Below are 19,783 nucleotides of genomic sequence, written 5' to 3'. Positions count from 1 at the left end.
GTCTGGGAAACTCCATGCCCTGTTCACAATCCGGACGTAGTGTTCCCGGTATGTGACGTTCCGTTTGCCCCGCAGGTCAGGAGCCGTTCGACGGCAACGGGCTCGAGGCGGCGGGCGGGAGCGAGTAGCTCGGGACCGGTGACGGTGCGACCGGGATCGGGGAGCCGGTGGCCGCGCTCGGCAGGGCGGAGCCCGGGGGAGTGGGCGTGCCGCTCGCGGCGAGGTCACGGGCCAGCGCGGCGAAGTCCACGTACCCGGTCGCCTCCAGGACCTTGATGTGGTCCAGGACGGTCGTGTTGGCGTCGTCGGCGAGGCCGCGCACCAGCGAGTTCTGCGTGCCCGCGCGTACTTGGGCGACCACCGAGAACACCCTGCCGTGCGCGAGCCGCACGATGTTGGCGAACTGCCGGTCGAAGTCCTCGCCCTGCGCCGCCTTCAGGGTGGCGAGCCACTGCTTCTGCTGGCCGGTGGGCTCGTTGGGCAGCCCGAGGTTCATCTTGGCGGCGACGTCCCGGACGCGCTGGTCCAGGAAGGTGTGGCCGTCGACCAGGTGCTGTCCTGCCGTCCGCACGGCCGGGGTGGTGCCCTTCTCCTCCGCCAGCCGGCCGGCGGGCAGTTCCCACAGTCCGGCCAGCCGGACCTTCGTGATGAAGTCCCGGTCCTGCGCGGACAGCGGGCCGTACAGCGTCAGGGTCGTGTCCGCGCTCAGCACGTCCGCGCCGGTCGTGCCCGGCCGGTCGGTGTACGACCAGATCGGGAAGGCCAGCGCCACGAATGTCGCGGCCAGGCCCGAGATGATGATCCCGGTGCCGCTGAATATGCCTCGGCCCTTGACGGGGCGTCGCGATCGCATGGCGCCTCCTGTTGCGGCACCGCACGCCCGTGGGTCCTGGGGTGCGGAATTGGCATATTACTGCGGTGCTCTCCCCACTGCCGTCCCGCATAAGCCGGTAAATAATGCCAATTCGGACGTGAACCGGGTAACACCGCGGCCGTCACCCCCGCCGCAGCAGCACCCTCCGCGCCGCGCGGGCGGCCCGCACCACCGGTCGGCTCGACCGCGGCACCGGCCCCGAACGCTCCAGCCACCACTCCCGCAGCTCCCGCCGCGCTCCGGCGTCCGCGCACCGCCCCGTGAACAGCAGGTGCCCCGCGAAGTCCAGGGCGTCCTGCCGGTAGCCCCCGGTCATCGGCTGCCCCCGGGCATAGTCGAGGAACGCGGCCCGGTACCCCTTCCCGAGGATCTCCGGCAGCTCGGGCGCCACCTTCGCCACCACATCGGCCCGCTTCGCCGCAAGCGCCTGGGCCTGCACCCGCATCCGCGTCCCGTCGAAGCCCTCCGGCACCGGTGTCCCGGCGACCAGCGCGGACAGCATCGCGGCCTGCGCGAGCCCGAGGCGCCGGCGGACGGCGTCGGTGGCCGCCGGCCGCGGTGCCGTGGCCCCTTCGGCCGCCTGCGGCGAGGCGGCGGCCCTCGTCGCCCACCCCTTCGCCACGGCCCCCCGGATGGACCGCAACTCCCGCTCCAGCTCAGCCGGTTCGGGGAAGTTCTCGTCCCGTTCCAGCAGCACCCCCGGCGGGTCGACGCGGGCGGCGAGGTCGGTCAGGATGTCGAGGACGGGCTGCGGCACGGCGTGGGCGTGGCTGTCGTGCCAGACGCCGTCCCGTTCGAAGCCGCCCGCGACATGCACGTACGCGATGGCTTCCAGGGGCAGCTCGGCCAGCGCCTCGGCCGGGTCCTCGGCCCGGTTGACGTGGTTGGTGTGCAGGTTCGCCACGTCGATCAGCAGCCGTACCCCGGTCCGGTCGGCGAGTTCGTACAGGAACTGACCCTCGGTCAGCTCCTCGCCGGGCCAGGCGATCAGCGCGGCGATGTTCTCCACGGCGAGCGGCACCGGCAGCGCGTCCTGGGCGATGCGGACGTTCTCGCACAGCACGTCGAGGGCGTCCCGGGTGCGCGGCACGGGCAGCAGATGGCCCGCCTCCAGGCGCGGCGAGGCGGTCAGCGGGCCGCCCGCGCGGACGAACGCGATGTGCTCGGTGACCAGCGGTGAGCCCAGCGCCGCCGCCCGCTCCGCGAGAGCGGTCAGCCGTCCCTCGTCGGGCCGGTCGGCACCCCCGAGGCCGAGCGAGACCCCGTGCGGGACGACGGTCACCCCGCGCTCGCGCAGCCGCCGCAGCGACTCGGGGAGGTGCCCGGGGCACACGTTCTCCGCCACGACCTCGACCCAGTCGATGCCCGGCATGCGCTCCACCGCATCCGCGATCTCCGGCCGCCAGCCGATCCCCGTCCCCAGTCGTTGCATCGCCGCCCCCTCTCACCCGTGTTCCGGCGTGAGGGGGGTATGGCCCCGGCGGCGGCCCGCGAATCCGGCGGCCCGCACCTTCAGAGCAACATTTGAGGTTCGTACCCGTGGCGTTGACGCGTCAGCCCCGAGCGGGCCGCGTCACCGCAGCGCGGGGTGGTCGGCGACCACCGTGCAGGAGCCCGGCGCGATCTCGGTGAAACCGGCGTCCCGCACCAACGGCAGGCCGGAACGGGTCAGTTCGGCCCACCGGGCCGGGGCGGCCGTGCGCACGGCCAGCGGGAAGCCCGCCTCGCGCCAGGCGGTGCGCTCCTCGTCGGACAGCTCCCACCAGGCGAGCTGGGCCCCGTGACCGGCCTGGGCCATCGCCTTGCCCGCCGACATCGTCACGTCAGGGTTCAGCCACACCACCGGCGCCGTGAGATCGGCGTCGACGGGCGGCTCCGGGTCGTCCAGCTCGGTGCCCGAAACCTGGAGCTTGGCCAGGTCCTTGGGCCAGCCGTCCAGCGGGACCGGCGGGAAGACCCGCACCTGGGCCGACTTGCCCGTGACGGTGATGCCGGGCAACGCCTCCGCCCGCCGCCACTCGGCCCCCCGCGCCCGCCTGACCACCTTCCGGATCCGGGCGTCCTCCCAGTCCCGCATGGCCCGCGCCCACTCGCCGTCCGCCACCGACCGCTCGTCGCCGAGCATCGTGAGCACGGCACGGGCGGCGGTCTCCAGCGCGTCGGTACGCGCCGGCGGCGCCGCCTTCTCGATCCGCGCGACGAGGGGCAGCACGAACTGCGGAACCTCGTCGCGCGCGGAGCGCTCGGCACGGAAGGGACTGTCGCCGGGAACGGTGGGATCACTGGTCACGTCCTCCAGTCTGCCAGGCGGAAGATCCGTACTCGCCCGCGTGTACGGGCGGACGACTACGCGAGAACGGAAGAAGGGCGGCGGACTCATGAGCGAGGATGACCACTCATGACACGTGAGCTACGGCTGGAACGCGTGGGCCGCCGCTACGGCCTGCACGGCCCCTGGGTGCTGAGGAACGTCCGGCTGACCGTCGCCCCCGGATCACTCACCCGCGTCGAAGGCGCCAACGGCACCGGCAAGTCCACGCTGCTGCGCCTGCTCGCCGGGATCGACGCCCCCACCGAGGGCCGCGTCACCGGCCGCCCCCGCACCGCCTACGTCCCGGAGAGATTCCCGTCGGCCCTGCCCTTCACCGCCGCCGACTACCTGACCCACCTGGGCACCATCCACGGCCTGTCCCGCCGGACGGCACCGCGCGCGGCGGCCGAATGGCTGGACCGCTTCGGCGCGGGAGCGTACGCCGGGACACCGATGGACCGGCTGTCCAAGGGCAGCAGCCAGAAGGTGGCGGTGGCGCAGGCGCTGCTCGCCGAACCGGAACTGCTCGTGCTCGACGAGGCCTGGACCGGACTGGACACAGAGGCGCGGGCGGAGTTGGAGCGGGCGGTGGCCGAACGCGTCGCCGCCGGGGGCGCCGTCGTGTTCGTCGACCACGAACCGCGCCGCCTGGCGGGCGCGGCCGACGCGACGTACGCGGTCGTCGGCGGCACCCTCGAACACCGTACGGAACAGGCGACTTCACCGGCCGGGCCGCACACGCTCCTCACCGTGCAGGGCCCGCCCGGCGGCCGCCTGCCCGACGAGGCGGCCCGGCTGGCCGGCCCGGCCGAGGAGGAGCCGGCCGGCACCCACCGGCTCCGCGTCCCCGCGTCCCATTCGGACGTCGTCCTGCGCGCCCTGCTGACGGCCCGCCCGCCCTGGCACGTGGTGAGCGTGCGCCCCGGCCACCGTGACCTCGACCCCGAAAGCCGCCCATGACCGCCCTCCTGCGCTACCAGGCCGCCCTGCTGCTGCGTTCCCAGCGCTGGCTGCCGCCGTTCATCCTGTACGCGGCGTTCCTGGCCATCGGCGTGCAGGGCGGGCAGCCGGTGCTCGACTCGCTCGGCTACACCGCCGCCTTCCTGCTGCCGGTCGCCGCCTGGCTGGTGCGGATCTGCGTCACCAACGAGCCGCCCGCGGCCCGTACCTGTGTCGCCGCGGCGGCCGGGCCCGCCAGGGCGCACCTCGCCTGCCTGCTGGTGGCCCTGTCCGCCTCGGCGGCGCTCGGCACGGTGGCCACCCTGGTCGTGACCTGGATCAGCGATCCCGCGAGCGTCGGGGACCGGGTCCGCGTACCGCGCCTCGACGCCGGTGCCGCCGGGATCCTGGCCGCGCTGGTCTGCGCCCTGCTGGGCACGGCCGTCGGCGCCCTCACCAACTGGCCGCTGCTGCGCTCGCCGGGCCGGGCGGTGCCCGCGATGCTGCTGACCGCGCTGCTGGTGCTGGTCGTGGCCGGCTCCCCGGCGCAGGCGGCGGTGCACGGCCTGGTCACCGGCTCGCAGTCGGGGCACGTCCCGGTACCGCTGCTGCCGCTGGCCGGTGCGGCCCTGGTCGCCGCCGCCTCCTCGGCCCTGGCCTGCGCCCTCACCGCCCGCCGGTCACCCTGAGCAGGCGGTGCGCTGCGCCTCCTGCCACTCGCACACCGGGCAGAGCGTGATGCCCTTGTACGACTCGGGGTACTCCGTCGGCTCCCGGCACAGCACGCACTCCGCATACGGCGGCCCGTCGGCTTCGGGCGGTTTGGTGGCGTCGGCGATGGTGCAGTAGTCCGTGTCGCTGGTGTCGCTCATGTCTCCAGCGTAGGCCGGTCAGTGCCGGGCGTCCGTGGCCCCGATCAGCTCCGAGACCTTCACGAACCGGTAGCCCCGCTTGCGCAGTTCCGGCACGACCGTGCGCACGGCCCGCTCGGTCGTCGGGGCCGCGCTGCGCGTGCAGTGCATGACCACGACCGATCCCGGCTTCACCCCGTCCAGCACCTGCCGGGCCACCGCGTCCGCGTCCGTGGCGAACGCGTCGCCGCTCACCACGTCCCACTGCACCGCGGTGACACCGAGACCGCTCAGCGCGCGCAGTGCCTTCTGGTCGTAGCAGCCGCCGGGGAAGCGGAAGTACGGCATCGGGTGCGGCACGCCCGCCTTGCGGATGGCGGTGTACGCCCGCTCCACGTCCGAGCGCATCCGGTCCGCGGCTACCGTCGGCAGGCCGTAGCAGTCGCCGGTGAAGGCGTAGTGGCTGTACGAGTGATTGGCGACCTCGAACTGCCGATCGTGGCCGAGGGAGCGGGCCTCGGCCGGGTACTCGTCCGCCCACCGGCCGGTCATGAAGACGGTGGCCGGCACCTTCAGCGCACGCAGCGTGGCGATCAGCGCCGGGTTGTCGAAGTGCTCGCCCGCCGCCGCGCGCGGCCCCTGGTCGGCGGTCATGTCGGCGTCGAAGGTCAGCGCGACCGTCTTGCCCCGTGTCCGCGGCCCGTGCTCGAAGACCGGGGTCAGGCCGCCCGGGCCGGGGGCGAGAGTGGGCGGGTGCGCGGCGGAGGGGGCGGGCCTGGCGGGGGCCGGTTGGCCGGCGCTGGGCGCCCCGGCGGTGCCGCAGGCGGCGAGGGCCGCGCTCAGGGCGCAGACGGCGGTCATGCGTCGTACAGATCTGATCACCGTACGAAAATAGGGCGAGTTATCCCTTAGTGTGACGATCTGATGTATGGCTCGACCGTGCGGTCACCCGCCCGGCGGCAGCCCCTCACACGTCCCGCTGCTCCAGCGGTTTGATCGCCGGGCCCTGGACCACCTTGCCGTCGACGTCGAAGCGGGAGCCGTGGCACGGGCATTCCCAGGCACGTTCGGCCGAGTTGAAGGCGACCAGGCAGCCCAGATGGGTGCACCGGGCCGAGAGGGCATGCAGGTTGCCGCCCTCGTCGCGGTGGACGGCCAGCCGTTCGTGCCCGGCGTGCACCACCGCGCCGTCGCCGGGGCGGATCTCGTCGAGGGACGGCGAGGACCGCAGCCGGTCCCCGACGAAGTGCCGGGCGACCTGCGCCTGGTGCTTGAGGAACGACGGGGCCTCCCGCACGGCCGACTTTACCCGCCGCGGGTCGTACAGTTCCGCCCACGGGCAGTCCCGGCCGGTGATCAGCGAGGTGAGCAGCAGCCCGGCCATCATGCCGCCGCTCAGCCCCCAGCCGCCGAAGCCGGTGGCGACGTACGTGTGCCGGGCACCCGGGTGCAGCGGGCCCACCAGAGGCACGGTGTCGGTCGGGTCGTTGTCCTGGGTGGCCCAGGCGTGGGTGAGCTCCACGCCGGGGAAGTGCTCGCCGGCCCACGCCTCCAGACGCTCGAAGCGGGCCGGGGTGTCGCCGGTGCCGGGCGTGAAGTGCTCCCCGGTGACGATGAGCAGCCGCTGCCCGTCCTCGCCGCAGGGCGCGGTGCGCACCGAGCGGGTGTTCTCCTCGGGCGTGATGTACATGCCGCCGGGATCCCGGTTCGCGTCGAGCCGTCCGGCGACGACCAGTTCCCGGCGCGGGGAGAGACGGGTGAACAGCAGGGCCCGGTCGAAGACCGGATAGTGGGTGGCGACCACGACGTGCCGGGCGGTCACCGTGGCGCCCGAGGCGGTGGTCAGCTTGCACGGCTCGCCCTCCTCCAGGCCGGTGACCGTGGTGTCCTCGTACACCTGCCCGCCGCGCGCGAGCAGGTCCTCGGTGAGGGCCAGCAGGTACTTGCGGGGGTGGAACTGCACCTGCCCGGCAACCTCCACCGCGCCCGCCACCGGGAAGGGCAGGCCCGTCTCCGTCACGAACGAGGCCGGCAGCCCGGCCTCCCGCGCGGCCTCCGCCTCGGCCCGCACCTCTTCCACCCGGCTCCGTTCGCGGACGAACGTGTAGGCGCTCCTGCGCTCCCAGTCGCACGCGATGCCCAGTTCCTCCACCAGCGCGGCGGCGTGCTCGATCGCCTCCGACTGGGAGCGGGCGTACAGCCGGGCGCCCTCGGCACCCCGGGTGCGGCGCAGCTTGTCATAGATCAGCGTGTGCTGCGCGGTCAGCTTGGCGGTGGTGTGCCCGGTGACCCCGGCCGCCACCCGCCGTGCCTCCAGCACCGCCACGCCGAGCCCGGCCCGCGCCAGCTCGTACGCCGTGCTCAGCCCGGCCACGCCCGCGCCGATCACGGCCACGTCGACGTCCAGGTCCTCGGTCAGGGCGGGGCGGGACGGGCCCGGTGCCGTCTCCAGCCAGTACGAACCGCTCAGGTGCCGGTGCTCGCTCATGGCCGCCGGGTACCCCGTCCCGGCCGGGTCGACCGTGCCCTTGCCGTCATGCCTCCTTCAGCAGCCGCTCCCGGCACCGATCCACGTCGAAGTCCGCCGGCGGGTACGAGGGGTCCAGGTCCTCCAGGTGGGCGAGGAGGAGGCGGCTGATCGCCCAGTTGCGGTACCACTTGTGGTCCGCCGGGACCACATACCAGGGCGCGGCCGGGGTCGAGCAGCGCTCCAGGGCGATCTCGTACGCCTCCTGGTAGGCGGGCCACTTGGCCCGCTCCTCGATGTCGCCGGGGTCGAACTTCCAGTGCTTTTCCGGGTTGTCGAGGCGTTTGAGGAGGCGGCGGCGCTGTTCCTCGTACGAGATGTGCAGGAAGCACTTGATCACGGTGACGCCGTCCTCGGTGAGGGCCCGCTCGAAGTCGTTTATCTGGGGGTAGCGCAGCTCGATCTCGGTGCTCGGGGCGAGTCCGTGGACGCGGGCGACCAGGACGTCCTCGTAGTGGGAGCGGTCGAAGACGACGATCTCGCCCGGTTCGGGCAGCGCCTTGCGGACGCGCCAGAGGAAGTGGTGCCTGCGCTCCTCGTCGGTCGGCTGCTTGAAGGCCTGGAGCCGGCAGCCGGACGGGTTGAGCAGGCCGATGACGTGCTTGACCGTGCCGCCCTTGCCGCTGGTGTCCATCCCCTGGAGGACGAGCAGCAGGCGGCGGCGGTCGCCGCAAGTGCTCGCCGCCCACAGACGCTCCTGGAGGCCGGCCAGGCGCTTGCCGGTCCGCGCGGTGGCGAGCCGGGCGGCGGCTTTGCCGCCCGCGTAGCCGGGGGTGGCCGCGGTGTCGTACGCGGCGAGGTCGACCGGCTCGCCGCCGGGCACGCGCAGCGGCTCGCGGAGGTCCGGGCTCTTCTTCGTGTCCATGTCAGCGGCCGTAGCGTCCGGTCAGCGTGCCCTGGGCCAGGGTGTGGCCGCTCAGGGCAGTGCGGACGGCGTCGGCTGTGGCGCCGGGGGGCAGGTCGTTCAGGGGCCGGTCGGTGGCGTACACCGAGAAGACGTACCGGTGCGGCCGATCGCCCCTGGGCGGGCACGGGCCGCCGTAGCCGGTCTTACCGAAGCCGTTGCGGCCCTGGGTCGCGCCCGCGGGGACCCGTCCGGCGGCCAGTCGTGTCTCGTGCGGGTCGATGCCCCACACCAGCCAGTGCGTGAACGTGCCGTGCGGGGCGTCGGGGTCCTCGACCAGGACGACCAGGGCGGCGGTGTCCGCCGGAACGCCGGCGAGGGCGAGCGGGGGCGACACGTCCTCGCCGTCACAGGTGTGGCGGCGCGGGATCGTGCCGCCCTCGGCGAAGGCGGAACTCGTCACCGTGATGCGGTGCGCCGCGGTGGGGGAGGGCACGGACGGGTCGCCGCCGCCGGTGTCCGCGCAGCCGGAGACGACGCCCATCGCGGTCACCACCGTGACGATCAGGGAACCCGGTCGCATGCGGCGCACACTAGCCGTGGTGCGGGAGTGCGTCGGTGATTGCGGTCGGCTGCTGTCCCCTCTCCAGGAAGCGCAGCAACTCCACCGGAATGGGTAGTACCAGCGTGGAGTTCTTCTCCGCGGCCACGGCCATCACCGTCTGAAGCAGCCGCAACTGAAGGGCGGAGGGCGTGTCGGCCATCTGCTGCGCGGCCTCGGCCAGCTTCTTGGAGGCCTGGAGTTCGGCGTCGGCGTTGATGATCCTGGCCCGGCGCTCCCGGTCGGCCTCGGCCTGGCGGGCCATGGAGCGCTTCATCGTGTCCGGCAGGGACACGTCCTTGATCTCCACCCGGTCGATGGTGACGCCCCATTCCACGGCCGGGCTGTCGATCATCAACTCGAGCCCCTGGTTCAGCTTCTCGCGGTTGGACAGCAGGTCGTCGAGGTCGCTCTTGCCGATGATGGACCTGAGCGAGGTCTGCGCCATCTGGGAGACCGCGAACCGGTAGTCCTCGACCCGGATGATCGCGCTGGTCGGGTCGACGACCTTGAAGTAGACGACGGCGTCCACCCGCACGGTCACGTTGTCGCGGGTGATGCCCTCCTGTGCGGGCACCGGCATCGTGACGATCTGCATGTTGACCTTGCGCAGCCGGTCGACCACGGGGATGATCATGGTGAAGCCCGGCGGCCGATCCGCGTCGGTGACCCGGCCCAGCCGGAAGACCACCCCACGCTCGTACTGCTTGACGACCCGCGCCGCGGCGGCCAGATACACCAGACCGGCGGCACCGGCTGCCACGATCACGCCCACCAGTTCCTGGATCATGACGACCTCCTCCACACCAGAGGCATCGTCTTGTAACGATATGCCCGCAGCCGTCCCGAGGCCATGCCCTGGCGACCCGGGCCGGACGGATGCCGCGCCGACCGGGCCGCTGTCGGCTTTCGCCGGTTCGCTTCGCTGTGGCGCTGTGGCGCTGTGCGGTTGGGTTCGCTGTAGCGCTGTGCGGTTCGGCTTGGATGCCGGCGCCGGTGGGGGAGAGGTGGTGGCGGTGGGGCCGGCGGCCGGGGCCGGACGCGTGCCGCCACGGCCCGGTGGTTGGTGCCGGCTCGGGGCTGTCGTGCTGTGCTTCGCTGTGCGGCTCGGGAAGGGGGTTCGGTGTCCGGTGCCCGCCGGGCCGGGGCCGCCGTGGTTCGGTGGCCCCGGCCCGGCGGGCGTGCCGGGCGGCTAGGCCGCCATCAGGCGTACCGGCTCCGTGCCTGCCGCGCTGTGGCGTTCGGCCCAGTTCTCCAGGGCCGTACGGCAGGCGTGGTCGAGGTGGTGCAGGCCGGACAGGTCGAGCTGGACCGGGCGGTCCTGGGGGAGGGCCTCCAGGGTGTCGAGGATCTTCGGCAGCCGCAGGAAGGTCGCGTTGCCGGTCAGGTACGCCTCGACCGGACCCGCGCCCTTGTCGGCGACCTCCAGCTTGACGTGCGAGGCCTCCCAGGCGGTCTTGACGACGGCCAGCGCGAGCCCGATGAGCACGCCCTCGAACATGCTGACCGCGACGATCGACACCGCCGTGACGGTGAGGATCACCGCCTCGCCGCGGTGCTCGCGCCACAGGGCGGCGAGCGCGCGAACGGGCACGAGCTTGGCGCCCGAGTAGATCAGGATGCCCGCGAGCGCCGGGATCGGGATGTAGCCGAGGACGTCCGGCAGCAGCGCCGCGAACAGCAGCAGCCAGACGCCGTGCATCACCCGGGACGCCTTGGTCCGCGCACCCGCCTGGACGTTCGCCGCGCTGCGCACGATCACCGCGGTCATCGGCAGCGCGCCGAGCAGCCCGCAGAGGGTGTTGCCCGCGCCCTGGGCGACGAGCTCCTTGTCGTACTCGGTGCGCGGCCCGTCGTGCAGCCGGTCCACCGCCGCCGCGCTGAACAGCGACTCGGCGGACGCGATCAGCGTGAACGCGACGATCGTGCCGAGCACCCCGACGCCCGCCAGCTCCCCGAAGGAGCCCATCGGCGGCGGCTGGATCGAGTCGAGCAGCCCCTTGACCTCGACGGCGGCCACGGGCAGGGACAGGACCAGGGCGGCGAGCGTGGCGAGCCCGACCGCGGCGAGCGGTCCCGGGACCGTACGCACCTTCGCCGGCATGTACTTCCACAGCAGCAGCACGGCTATCGTGCCCGCGCCGAGCGCGAAGGACGCCATCGCCCCGGTGTCCCCGAGGGCGTCCGCGAACGCCCCCGGGAGCCCGGCTATCTTGCCCAGGCCTGAATCGGGGGCCTTGGCGGCCAGCGCCGGATAGAGCTGTCCGGCGATCAGCACCAGGCCGATGCCGGCCAGCATGCCCTCGACGACGGACACGGAGATGGCCCGGAAGTAGCGGCCCAGCCTGAGCACGCCCATCAGGACCTGGAGCAGACCGGTGGCGAGCACGATGGCACCGAGCGCGGGCAGCCCGAACTCCTCCACCGCCTCGAAGACCAGCACGGTCAGCCCGGCGGCCGGCCCCGACACCTGAAGGCTGCTGCCGCGCATCAGCCCGGTGACGAGGCCGCCCACGATGCCGGTGACCAGTCCGAGCTCGGCCGGGACACCGGAGGCGACGGCCACGCCCACGCACAGCGGGAGCGCGACCAGGAACACGACGAGAGAGGCGGCGAAGTCCTGCTTCAGGTGCGGGAACCGGGAGTTCGGGGGCGTCGGGGATATGGAGGTCACGTTGGTCATCGGCGCGCTCACAGGGACTCGAAGGTGTCGGTCTGCGGGCGGTGCGTCCGGACGGCGCCGGTGTGCACCTCGTAGTACCAGGCATGCAGGGCCAGTCGGCCCTGCGCCAGCTTCTCGGCGACGCACGGGTACGAACGCAGCCGCAGCAACTGGGTCAGGACGTGGCTCTGCACGCCCTCGGCGACCGTCGGGTCCTCCACGGCCCCCTTGGGCCGGGGTGTGGCGTGCGAGAGCCAGTCGCGCACGGCGGGCACGGCGTCGAGGTCGTCACCGCGCACCAGCGCGCCGACGGCTCCGCAGTGGGAGTGGCCGCAGACGACCACGTCCCGGACACCGAGCACCTCGATCGCGTACTCGATGGTGGCCGCCTCGCTGGTGGGGTGCTCCGAGGCGTACGGAGGAACGATGTTGCCCGCGGTGCGCAGCTCGAAGAGCTCGCCGGGGCGGGCGCCCGTGATCAGGGCCGGGACGACCCGGGAATCGGAGCAGGTGATGAACAGCACCTGCGGGGACTGGCCTTCGGCGAGCTTGGCGAACTCCTCAGGGCGCTGTCCGAACGTACGGGCGTTGTCGATGAGGGGCTGCTGCATGTGTGTGGACTCCTCCTGGCGCGCCCAGGCGGCGCGTCGGGCTTGCACGACGGGATGTGGGGGGACGTGGCGGGAACAGCACCCGGCTCTCAGCAGCGGAAGACCTGCAGCGCGGCCGGAGAGGGTGCTCTCACGGGTCTGGCTGTGCGGTGGTGCGTCCCACGGGGTGCGGCCGCCGGATGCGCGACCGCCGGATCCCGGGTGGGCAGCGGGCGTTCGAGCGCCCACCCGGAGGCGGCGGCGCGGTGGCGGTTGCGGGTGTGCGGGGGACCGGCCGGATCCCCGGTGGAGCTCAGATCGCGGAACGTGTCGGAACCGTCGCGCACCGGCTTCGAGGAGGACTTGATTCCGGGCTGAGCCTTGGCCTCTACCTGACGGAAAGTGTGCGCGGATGCGAAGCTTCCGGTGGGCGTGAAGAGCTGTAGCGCGAGCAGGGCGGCGGCGAGGAGCGAGATCACGGTCCGGGCCGTCGTACCTCGGAACATGCGCCCCCCTTCCCGCGTTCACGCCTCTGGTCCATGCCAAGGGTTGGTCAATGGATGGTCAAGAAACACGTTAACCCTGCAAAGTTGTTTGCAGGGTTAACTCGGTGTTTCGCGCAGAAGAGAGCGTGAAAAGTGCTGGTGGAGTGGCCTGAACTGATCCTTGACCGGCGCGTCCGGTTGGGGTAAGGACCGAAGTAGGGGCCCTATTCGACCGGCACCAGGCCCTTGGCGTCCCTCGCGAGCGCGGTGAGGCGGGATATCGCGCGGAAGTACTTCTTGCGGTAGCCGCCGTTCAGCATCTCCTCGCTGAACAGCTGGTCGAACGGCAGCCCCGAGGCCAGGACCGGCACCTCGCGGTCGTAGAGCCGGTCCGCGAGGACGACGAGCCTGAGGGCGGTCGACTGGTCGGGGACCGGCCGCACCCCGGTGAGGCAGACGGCCCGCAGGCCGTCGGTCAGCGCGCCGTACCGGCTGGGGTGCACCTTGGCGAGGTGGTCCAGCAGCTGCGGGAAATCGTCCAGCGACGCGCCCTCGGTGGCGTGCGCGGCCCGGGCCACCTGCTCCTCGGAGAACGGCGCCGGCGCCTCGGGCAGGCCGCGGTGGCGGTAGTCCTCGCCGTCGATGCGCAGGGCGCGGAAGTGGGCGGACAGGCCCTGGATCTCGCGCAGGAAGTCGGCCGCCGCGAACCGGCCCTCGCCGAGCTTGCCGGGCAGTGTGTTGGAGGTGGCCGCGAGCGCCACGCCCGCCTCGACCAGCTTGCCGAGCAGCGTGGACACCAGGACGGTGTCGCCCGGGTCGTCGAGCTCGAACTCGTCGATGCACAGCAGGCTGTGCCCGGAGAGCGTCTGCACCGTCTTCTGGAAGCCGAGCGCGCCGACCAGGTTCGTCAGCTCGACGAACGTGCCGAACGCCTTGCGGGAGGGGTCGGCCGGCGTGGCGTGCCAGAGGGAGGCGAGGAGGTGGGTCTTGCCGACGCCGTAGCCGCCGTCCAGATAGACACCGCGGGGACCGGCCGGGGCCTTGGCGGCCTTCGCCCTGCCGAAGCCGAACAGCCCCCGCCTGGCGGTGCCGCCCGCGGGCGTGCCCCCGATCCCGGCCGCGAAGCTCTCCAGCACCCGTACCGCCTCGGTCTGGCTCGGCTGGTTCGGGTCCGGGATGTACGTGGCGAAGCGCACCGAGTCGAAGCGCGGCGGTGGCACCATCTCGGCGACCAGCCGGTCCGCGGGGACGTGCGGCTCGCGGGCGCACAGGGACATCGGGGCCGCGTCGGTCATGGGGTTGAAACCGGAGGCGGAGGCGGCTGTGGAGGACGACACGGTTCCCCATGCTAAGCGGCGTGGAACACTGCACGGCATGCGACGCCTGTTCCCTGTGACCGACGAAACAGCTGCCCGGACCCTCGGCGGTGCCATTGAGGCGGAGGGGGTCGGGGAGCCCGGTGGGGCCAGTGAGGCTCCCGATGCTCTCGTCGACCGTGAGTGGAGCCTCGCCGAGCTCGCCGCCGCCTACGCCTATCCCGAGCCCGCCTCGCCCGGCGGGCCGGTGCCCTGGCTGCGGGCCAACATGGTGTCCACCCTCGACGGTGCCGCCCAGCACGAGGGCCGCTCGCACCCCATCTCCAACGCGACCGACATGCGGATCTTCGGCACGCTGCGGGCGCTGGCCGATGTAGTGGTCGTGGGCGCGGAAACGGTACGTCAGGAGGGGTACCGCCCGGCCCGGGAGCGCGCGGAGTTCGCGGGGCTGCGGGCCGCGGCCGGGCAGAGCCCCGCCCCGGCGATCGCGGTCGTCACCGCGAGCCTGGACCTCGACTTCTCCCTCCCCCTGTTCGCCTCGCCCCTCGTGCCCACCCTGATCCTGACCGGCGCCGCGGCGGCCCCCGACCGGGTCGCCGCCGCCGAGAAGGCGGGCGCCCGCGTGGTGATCGCGGGCGACGGTGTCGGCGTGGACCCGGCCCGCGCCGTCCAGGCCCTCGCCGGCCTCGGCCACACCCGGCTGCTCACCGAGGGCGGCCCCCGGCTGCTCGGGCAGCTCGTGGCCGCGGAGGTGCTCGACGAGCTCTGCCTGACCGTCTCCCCGATGCTCACCGCGGGGGACGCGCAGCGCATCGCCGGGGGACCGTCGGTCGACGTGCCCCGGCGGTTCGAGCTCGTGTCCCTGCTGGAGGAAACCGGATTCCTGTTCAGTCGCTACCGTCGGTCCTGAAAATCCGTGCGATCACGGGGCAGGATGGTTTCCGCAGGGCCCGTCGGGGCCCTCGCGAAAGAAGAGGCCCGCGGGTGCGCGAAGGAGAAGGGGCGCTGGTGTTCACAAGCGTATTGATGATCGAGAAGGCCCTGACGTCCGCGGACGTGGAGTTCGTCACCACCCTGCACGGGGATGAGCAGGTCACCTTCCATGTGCTGCTCCAGCCGCGCGGCGACCAGGCCGACCGCCTGCTCAGGGCCATCGACGACATCGCGCTCGGCGAACTCGACGAGGCCGCCCGCGAGGGCGCCACCCCCGAGGGCGACGACGCGAAGGCACTCGGGGCGCAGGCCCTGGGCGTGTCCCTCACGGCGCTGCGTACGGCGGGCAGCGCGGCGGAGGGCCGGCTGATCGAGGACCATCCGCTGGACGCGCTGAAGACCCTCGTCGACGAGGTGGACGCGGACGAGGTGATCGTGCTGACCGACCCCCACTACGTGGAGGAGTTCTTCCACCGCGACTGGGCTTCGCGGGCCCGGCACAAGGTGGGAGTACCGGTGCTGAAGCTGTTCTCGCACAGCAGGGCGTGACGGCGGGCCCTCGCTGACCGAGTACTTGGACAGCACGGAATAAGGTGGGGGCGCGCCCATCGCTGGGCGCGCTCACCGACGTACCGGATCTTGGGAGATACGCGCATGGCACCCGGCCTTCCCCCCGCCATGGACCGACCGCACTTCATCGGCATCGGCGGCGCCGGGATGTCGGGTATCGCGAAGATCCTCGCGCAGCGCGGGGCCAAGGTGGCCGGCAGCGACGCGAAGGAGTCGGCGACCGCCGAGGCGCTGCGGGCGCTGGGCGCGACCGTGCACATCGGGCACGCGGCGGAGCACCTCGCCGACGACGCGAGCTGTGTGGTCGTGTCCTCGGCGATCCGGAAGGACAACCCGGAGCTCGCCCGCGCCGCCGAACTGGGCATCCCGGTCGTGCACCGCTCCGACGCCCTCGCCGCGCTGATGGACGGCCTGCGCCCGATCGCCGTCGCTGGCACCCACGGCAAGACCACCACGACGTCGATGCTGGCGGTGTCGCTGACCGAGCTGGGGCTGAGCCCGTCGTACGCCATCGGCGGCGACCTGGACGCGCCCGGCTCCAACGCCCTCCACGGCGAGGGCGACATCTTCGTCGCCGAGGCGGACGAATCGGACCGCAGCTTCCACAAGTACGCCCCCGAGGTCGCGATCGTCCTCAACGTGGAGCTGGACCACCACGCCAACTACGCCTCGATGGACGAGATCTACGAGTCCTTCGAGACCTTCGCGGCCCGGATCGTGCCCGGCGGCACGCTGGTGATCTCCGCCGACCAAGAGGGCGCCCGGGAGCTGACCCGGAGGCTGGCCGGATCGGTCAGGACGGTGACGTACGGCGAGGCGGCGGACGCCGACGTACGCGTGCTGTCGGTCGTCCCGCAGGGTCTGAAGAGCGAGGTCACCGCCGTCCTGGACGGGCAGGAGCTCACCTTCACGGTCTCCGTCCCCGGCCGCCACTACGCGCTCAACGCGGTGGCCGCCCTCGCGGCGGGCGCGGCGCTGGGCGTCCCGGCCGCCGAACTGGCCCCCGCGCTGGCCGCGTACACCGGCGTCAAGCGGCGCCTCCAGCTCAAGGGCGAGGCGGCCGGCGTCCAGGTGATCGACTCCTACGCCCACCACCCCACGGAGATGACCGCCGACCTCGAAGCGATGCGCGCCGCCGCGGGCGACGCCCGGATCCTGGTGCTCTTCCAGCCGCACCTGTTCTCCCGCACCCAGGAACTGGGCAACGAGATGGGCGGGTCCCTGGCCCTCGCGGACGCCTCGGTCGTCCTCGACATCTACCCGGCCCGCGAGGACCCGATCCCCGGCGTCACCAGCGACCTGATCATCGAGGCGGCGCGGGCGGCGGGCGCGGACGTCACGGCCGTCCACGACAAGGACCGGGCGCCGGCGGTGATCGCGGGAATGGCGAAGGCCGGTGATCTCGTTCTCACCATGGGCGCGGGCGATGTCACCGACCTCGGCCCGCGGATCCTGGACCAGCTGTCGAAGTGAGGGGCTGAAGCTCATGTCGTACGACGTCGAGAAGCCGGACGAGCAGTGGCGCGCGGAGCTGAACCCGGCCGAGTACGCGGTGCTGCGGCAGGCCGCCACGGAGCCCGCCTTCACCGGTGAGTACACCGACACCAAGACCGAGGGCGTGTACTCCTGTCGCGCCTGCGGTGCCGAACTGTTCACCTCCACCACCAAGTTCGAGTCCCACTGCGGCTGGCCGTCCTTCTTCGACCCGAAGGACACCGACGCCGTGGAACTCATCGAGGACCGCTCCCACGGCATGGTCCGCACCGAGGTGCGCTGTGCCCGCTGCGGTTCCCACCTCGGGCACGTCTTCGAGGGCGAGGGCTATGCGACACCGACGGACCAGCGGTACTGCATCAACAGCATCTCCCTGCGGCTGACGCCGGACGAGGGCTGATTCCGGGATACCAGCGGCCCAACGTGGTCGGGTCCCCCCCAGTGGGGACCCTCCCAACAAGGTGGCGCATATCGTCCGATCGAGCTGTAGCCGGCGCAGGCGTCGAGCGGGGACGACATCACACCGAGAGGGACGCTCCGACGGGCAGCCGAACCGTGAACACGGTCAGTCCCTCACCGCCGCCCAGCGCGATCGTCCCCCCGTGCGCCTCCACCAGCGCCCGGGCCACCGACAACCCCAGCCCGCTGCCGCCCCGGTCCCGGCTGCGGGCCTTGTCGAGGCGGTAGAAGCGGTCGAAGATGCGGGCGCGGTCGGCGGCAGGTATCCCGGGGCCGGAGTCGCTGACCCGTACGGCCACCGTGCCGGCCTCTCGGGAGACCGCCACGGACACCTCGGTCCCGGCCGGCGTGTGCACCGCCGCGTTGGTCAGCAGGTTGTCCAGGACCTGCCGGATCCGCAGGGGATCCAGGCGCAGCTTCACCGCTTCCGGCCCGGTGGTGACGGTCAGCGGACGGTCCGGATGGCCCGCGCGGAAGGCGTCCGCCGCCTCCCGCACCAGCTCCGTGAGGTCGGCGTCCGCCGGGCGCAGCGGCGCCTCCACCTCCGCCGCGTCCAGCCGGGCGAGCAGCAGCAGATCGTCGAGGAGCACACCCATCCGGGCGGCCTCGGCGCGCAGCCGGGCCAGGTGGCGGTCGCGTTCGGCGGGCTCGTTGGCGGCCGCGTACTGGAAGAGGTCCGCGTAGCCCCGTACCGACATCAGCGGGGTGCGCAGCTCGTGCGAGGCGTCCGCGACGAAGCGGCGCAGCCGCTGCTCCGCCTCCGCGCGGACGGCGAGGGAGGCGTCGATGTGCTCCAGCATGGTGTTGAAGGCGGTGCGCAGCTCCTCCACCTCCGGGCCGCCGCCGGGGGCGTCCGCGCGCAGCGGCAGCCGGGCCGCCGACTCCGTCAGGTCGTGCGAGGCGATGCCGTGGGCGGTCGTCGCCATGTCGCTCAGCGGTTGCAGACCGCGCCGCAGCATCTTGCGGCCGAAGACCACCAGGGCCAGCAGCGCCACGGCGAACGCCACCACCTGCACCACGACCAGCCGGCGCACCGTCCCCTCGACGTCCGCCAGCGGCGCGGCGCTGACCAGTACCACCCCGGGCTCCACCTCGCAGGCCCGCAGTTGGTAGATGCCCTCGCCGGAGATGTCCGCGGTGCGCGAGACCTCCGCGTCCGAGTGGGCCCGCGCCTCGGCGAGCGCGGTGAGGGCACGGGTGTCGTCCGGCACGTCGGCCGGCCTGCGCAGCACCGCCGAACCGCCGGAGACGTCGTACACCGCCGTGTACCAGCCGTAGTACGGCTTGCGGCGGACCGTGCCGTGGGTGAACGCGTCCTTGGTCTGCACGGTCTGGACGAGCTTGAGCTGCTGGGCCAGCTGCTGCTGGAGGTAGTCGCGCATGTACGTGGTCAGCGCCGTGCCGACCACCGCGAACACCACCAGCGACAGTGCGCCCAGGCCCAGCGCCAGCCGGGTGCCCAGGCGCAGTCTGCGGTACGCGTGGCGGAGCCGGCGTATCACTCGGCCGCCTGCCGGACGACGTATCCGAAGCCGCGCACGGTGTGGATCAGCGGCTCCCGGCCGGTCTCCTCGAGCTTGCGACGCAGCCGGCTGATGACCAGTTCCACGACGTTGGAGCGGCCCCCGAAGCCGTACTCCCAGACATGGTCGAGGATCTGCGCCTTGGTGAGCACCGTCGGGGACTTGCGCATCAGATAGCGCAGGACTTCGAACTCGGTGGGGGTGAGGGACAGGAGCCGGTCGGCGCGCCGCACCTGTCGGGTGTCCTCGTCGATCGTCAGGTCGGCGACCCGGACGACCGACCGCTGGAAATCCGGTCCGGCGCTGCGCCGCAGCACCGTGCGCAGCCGGGCCATCAGCTCCTCCACCGCGAACGGCTTGACCAGGTAGTCGTCCCCGCCCCGGGTCAGCCCCGCGACCCGGTCGGCGATGCCGTCGCGCGCGGTGAGGAACACCACCGGCACCATCGTCCCCGAGCGGCGCAGCCGGTCGAGCACGCCGAAGCCGTCCACGTCGGGCAGCATCAGGTCCAGGACGACGATGTCCGGGCGGAACCCGGCGGCCTTCGTCAGCGCCTCCTCACCGGAGTACGCGGTCACCGCCTCCCAGCCCTCGTACCGGGCGACCGTGGCCACCAGGTCGGCGATCGGCGGGTCGTCGTCCACGACGAGGAGTCGTACTTTTTCCACCCGCTCATCCTCGTCGACGCGCCTCAAGGCGCCAGCCCCGCCCGTTCCCACCGGCCACATCGATATCCAGTTGAAAGTAGTCCGACAGGAAAACGACAGCAGCCCCGGGCGAAGCTCGACTCCCCGGACCCGATCA

The 19,783-nt window shown here is 72.7% G+C and carries 21 protein-coding genes; 6 read left to right on the top strand and 15 right to left on the bottom strand.

What is annotated here, in order from left to right; all coding sequences use genetic code 11:
- Positions 1-76: 76 nt before the first annotated feature.
- From ACWGJM_RS41725 to ACWGJM_RS41715, 3 genes are all read right to left on the bottom strand, one after another.
- Positions 77-853, bottom strand: a complete 777-nt coding sequence (locus ACWGJM_RS41725) for a DUF4142 domain-containing protein (RefSeq protein WP_453416975.1) — start codon at positions 851-853, stop codon at positions 77-79.
- Positions 854-995: 142 nt separating this feature from the next.
- Positions 996-2,306 carry a DUF692 domain-containing protein gene (locus ACWGJM_RS41720; RefSeq protein ID WP_453416974.1) on the bottom strand — a complete coding sequence of 437 codons (1,311 nt, stop codon included), beginning with the start codon at positions 2,304-2,306 and terminating at the stop codon, positions 996-998.
- A gap of 141 nt (positions 2,307-2,447) precedes the next feature.
- The gene (locus ACWGJM_RS41715; RefSeq protein ID WP_453416973.1) at positions 2,448-3,164 is read right to left on the bottom strand and encodes a peptidyl-tRNA hydrolase; all 717 of its coding nucleotides are present in this window, start codon (positions 3,162-3,164) and stop codon (positions 2,448-2,450) included.
- Positions 3,165-3,272: 108 nt separating this feature from the next.
- Here ACWGJM_RS41715 and ACWGJM_RS41710 point away from each other — a divergent pair, with 108 nt between their 5' ends.
- Positions 3,273-4,145 (top strand): ABC transporter ATP-binding protein, encoded by an 873-nt coding sequence (locus ACWGJM_RS41710; protein ID WP_453416972.1) that lies wholly within the window; start codon positions 3,273-3,275, stop codon positions 4,143-4,145.
- Positions 4,142-4,813 carry an ABC transporter gene (locus ACWGJM_RS41705; RefSeq protein ID WP_453416971.1) on the top strand — a complete coding sequence of 224 codons (672 nt, stop codon included), beginning with the start codon at positions 4,142-4,144 and terminating at the stop codon, positions 4,811-4,813. Before ACWGJM_RS41710 ends, ACWGJM_RS41705 begins: the two co-directional genes overlap by 4 nt.
- On the opposite strand, the gene ACWGJM_RS41700 is transcribed toward ACWGJM_RS41705, so the two are convergent.
- The 10 genes from ACWGJM_RS41700 to zapE all read right to left on the bottom strand — a co-directional run bounded on the left by ACWGJM_RS41700 (position 4,805) and on the right by zapE (position 13,979).
- Positions 4,805-4,996, bottom strand: coding sequence for a hypothetical protein (locus ACWGJM_RS41700; protein ID WP_453416970.1), 192 nt, complete (start codon positions 4,994-4,996; stop codon positions 4,805-4,807). The genes ACWGJM_RS41705 and ACWGJM_RS41700 overlap by 9 nt on opposite strands.
- 18 nt (positions 4,997-5,014) lie before the next feature.
- A complete protein-coding gene (locus ACWGJM_RS41695; protein WP_453416969.1) occupies positions 5,015-5,857 on the bottom strand; it encodes a polysaccharide deacetylase family protein in 843 nt (280 codons plus the stop codon).
- 85 nt (positions 5,858-5,942) lie between these two features.
- On the bottom strand, positions 5,943-7,463 hold the full coding sequence (locus tag ACWGJM_RS41690) for an FAD-dependent oxidoreductase (protein WP_453416968.1): 1,521 nt from the start codon (positions 7,461-7,463) through the stop codon (positions 5,943-5,945).
- 46 nt (positions 7,464-7,509) lie between these two features.
- On the bottom strand, positions 7,510-8,367 hold the full coding sequence (locus ACWGJM_RS41685; RefSeq protein WP_453416967.1) for a polyphosphate kinase 2 family protein: 858 nt from the start codon (positions 8,365-8,367) through the stop codon (positions 7,510-7,512).
- 1 nt (position 8,368) lies between these two features.
- Entirely contained in the window at positions 8,369-8,929 is a 561-nt protein-coding gene (locus ACWGJM_RS41680; protein WP_453416966.1) for a YbhB/YbcL family Raf kinase inhibitor-like protein, read from the bottom strand.
- A gap of 10 nt (positions 8,930-8,939) precedes the next feature.
- Entirely contained in the window at positions 8,940-9,737 is a 798-nt protein-coding gene (locus ACWGJM_RS41675; RefSeq protein ID WP_453416965.1) for a slipin family protein, read from the bottom strand.
- 402 nt (positions 9,738-10,139) lie between these two features.
- Entirely contained in the window at positions 10,140-11,630 is a 1,491-nt protein-coding gene (locus ACWGJM_RS41670; protein ID WP_453416964.1) for a SulP family inorganic anion transporter, read from the bottom strand.
- 8 nt (positions 11,631-11,638) lie between these two features.
- Entirely contained in the window at positions 11,639-12,220 is a 582-nt protein-coding gene (locus tag ACWGJM_RS41665; protein WP_453416963.1) for a carbonic anhydrase, read from the bottom strand.
- Between the two features lie 89 nt (positions 12,221-12,309).
- Complete coding sequence (locus ACWGJM_RS41660; protein ID WP_453416962.1) at positions 12,310-12,705, bottom strand: hypothetical protein; 396 nt, start codon at positions 12,703-12,705, stop codon at positions 12,310-12,312.
- A gap of 203 nt (positions 12,706-12,908) precedes the next feature.
- Positions 12,909-13,979, bottom strand: coding sequence for a cell division protein ZapE (zapE, locus tag ACWGJM_RS41655; protein WP_453416999.1), 1,071 nt, complete (start codon positions 13,977-13,979; stop codon positions 12,909-12,911).
- Positions 13,980-14,058: 79 nt separating this feature from the next.
- On the opposite strand from zapE, the gene ACWGJM_RS41650 reads away from it, so the two are divergent.
- The 4 genes from ACWGJM_RS41650 to msrB all read left to right on the top strand — a co-directional run bounded on the left by ACWGJM_RS41650 (position 14,059) and on the right by msrB (position 17,397).
- Positions 14,059-14,910 carry a pyrimidine reductase family protein gene (locus ACWGJM_RS41650; protein ID WP_453416961.1) on the top strand — a complete coding sequence of 284 codons (852 nt, stop codon included), beginning with the start codon at positions 14,059-14,061 and terminating at the stop codon, positions 14,908-14,910.
- Between the two features lie 98 nt (positions 14,911-15,008).
- Entirely contained in the window at positions 15,009-15,482 is a 474-nt protein-coding gene (locus tag ACWGJM_RS41645; RefSeq protein ID WP_453416960.1) for an indole-3-glycerol phosphate synthase, read from the top strand.
- Between the two features lie 105 nt (positions 15,483-15,587).
- Positions 15,588-16,976 carry a UDP-N-acetylmuramate--L-alanine ligase gene (gene murC / locus ACWGJM_RS41640; RefSeq protein WP_453416959.1) on the top strand — a complete coding sequence of 463 codons (1,389 nt, stop codon included), beginning with the start codon at positions 15,588-15,590 and terminating at the stop codon, positions 16,974-16,976.
- Positions 16,977-16,989: 13 nt separating this feature from the next.
- Positions 16,990-17,397, top strand: a complete 408-nt coding sequence (gene msrB / locus ACWGJM_RS41635; protein WP_453416958.1) for a peptide-methionine (R)-S-oxide reductase MsrB — start codon at positions 16,990-16,992, stop codon at positions 17,395-17,397.
- A 118-nt stretch (positions 17,398-17,515) separates the two neighbouring features.
- Here msrB and ACWGJM_RS41630 read toward each other — a convergent pair whose 3' ends face one another.
- Together ACWGJM_RS41630 and ACWGJM_RS41625 are read right to left on the bottom strand one after the other, a co-directional pair.
- On the bottom strand, positions 17,516-18,958 hold the full coding sequence (locus tag ACWGJM_RS41630; protein WP_453416957.1) for a sensor histidine kinase: 1,443 nt from the start codon (positions 18,956-18,958) through the stop codon (positions 17,516-17,518).
- Entirely contained in the window at positions 18,955-19,647 is a 693-nt protein-coding gene (locus ACWGJM_RS41625) for a response regulator transcription factor (RefSeq protein WP_453416956.1), read from the bottom strand. The genes ACWGJM_RS41630 and ACWGJM_RS41625 overlap by 4 nt, the downstream gene beginning before the upstream one ends.
- Positions 19,648-19,783: the final 136 nt, after the last annotated feature.

It is taken from the genome of Streptomyces sp. NPDC054834 (assembly GCF_053611185.1).
This window is presented reverse-complemented; position numbering and strand designations above follow the sequence as displayed.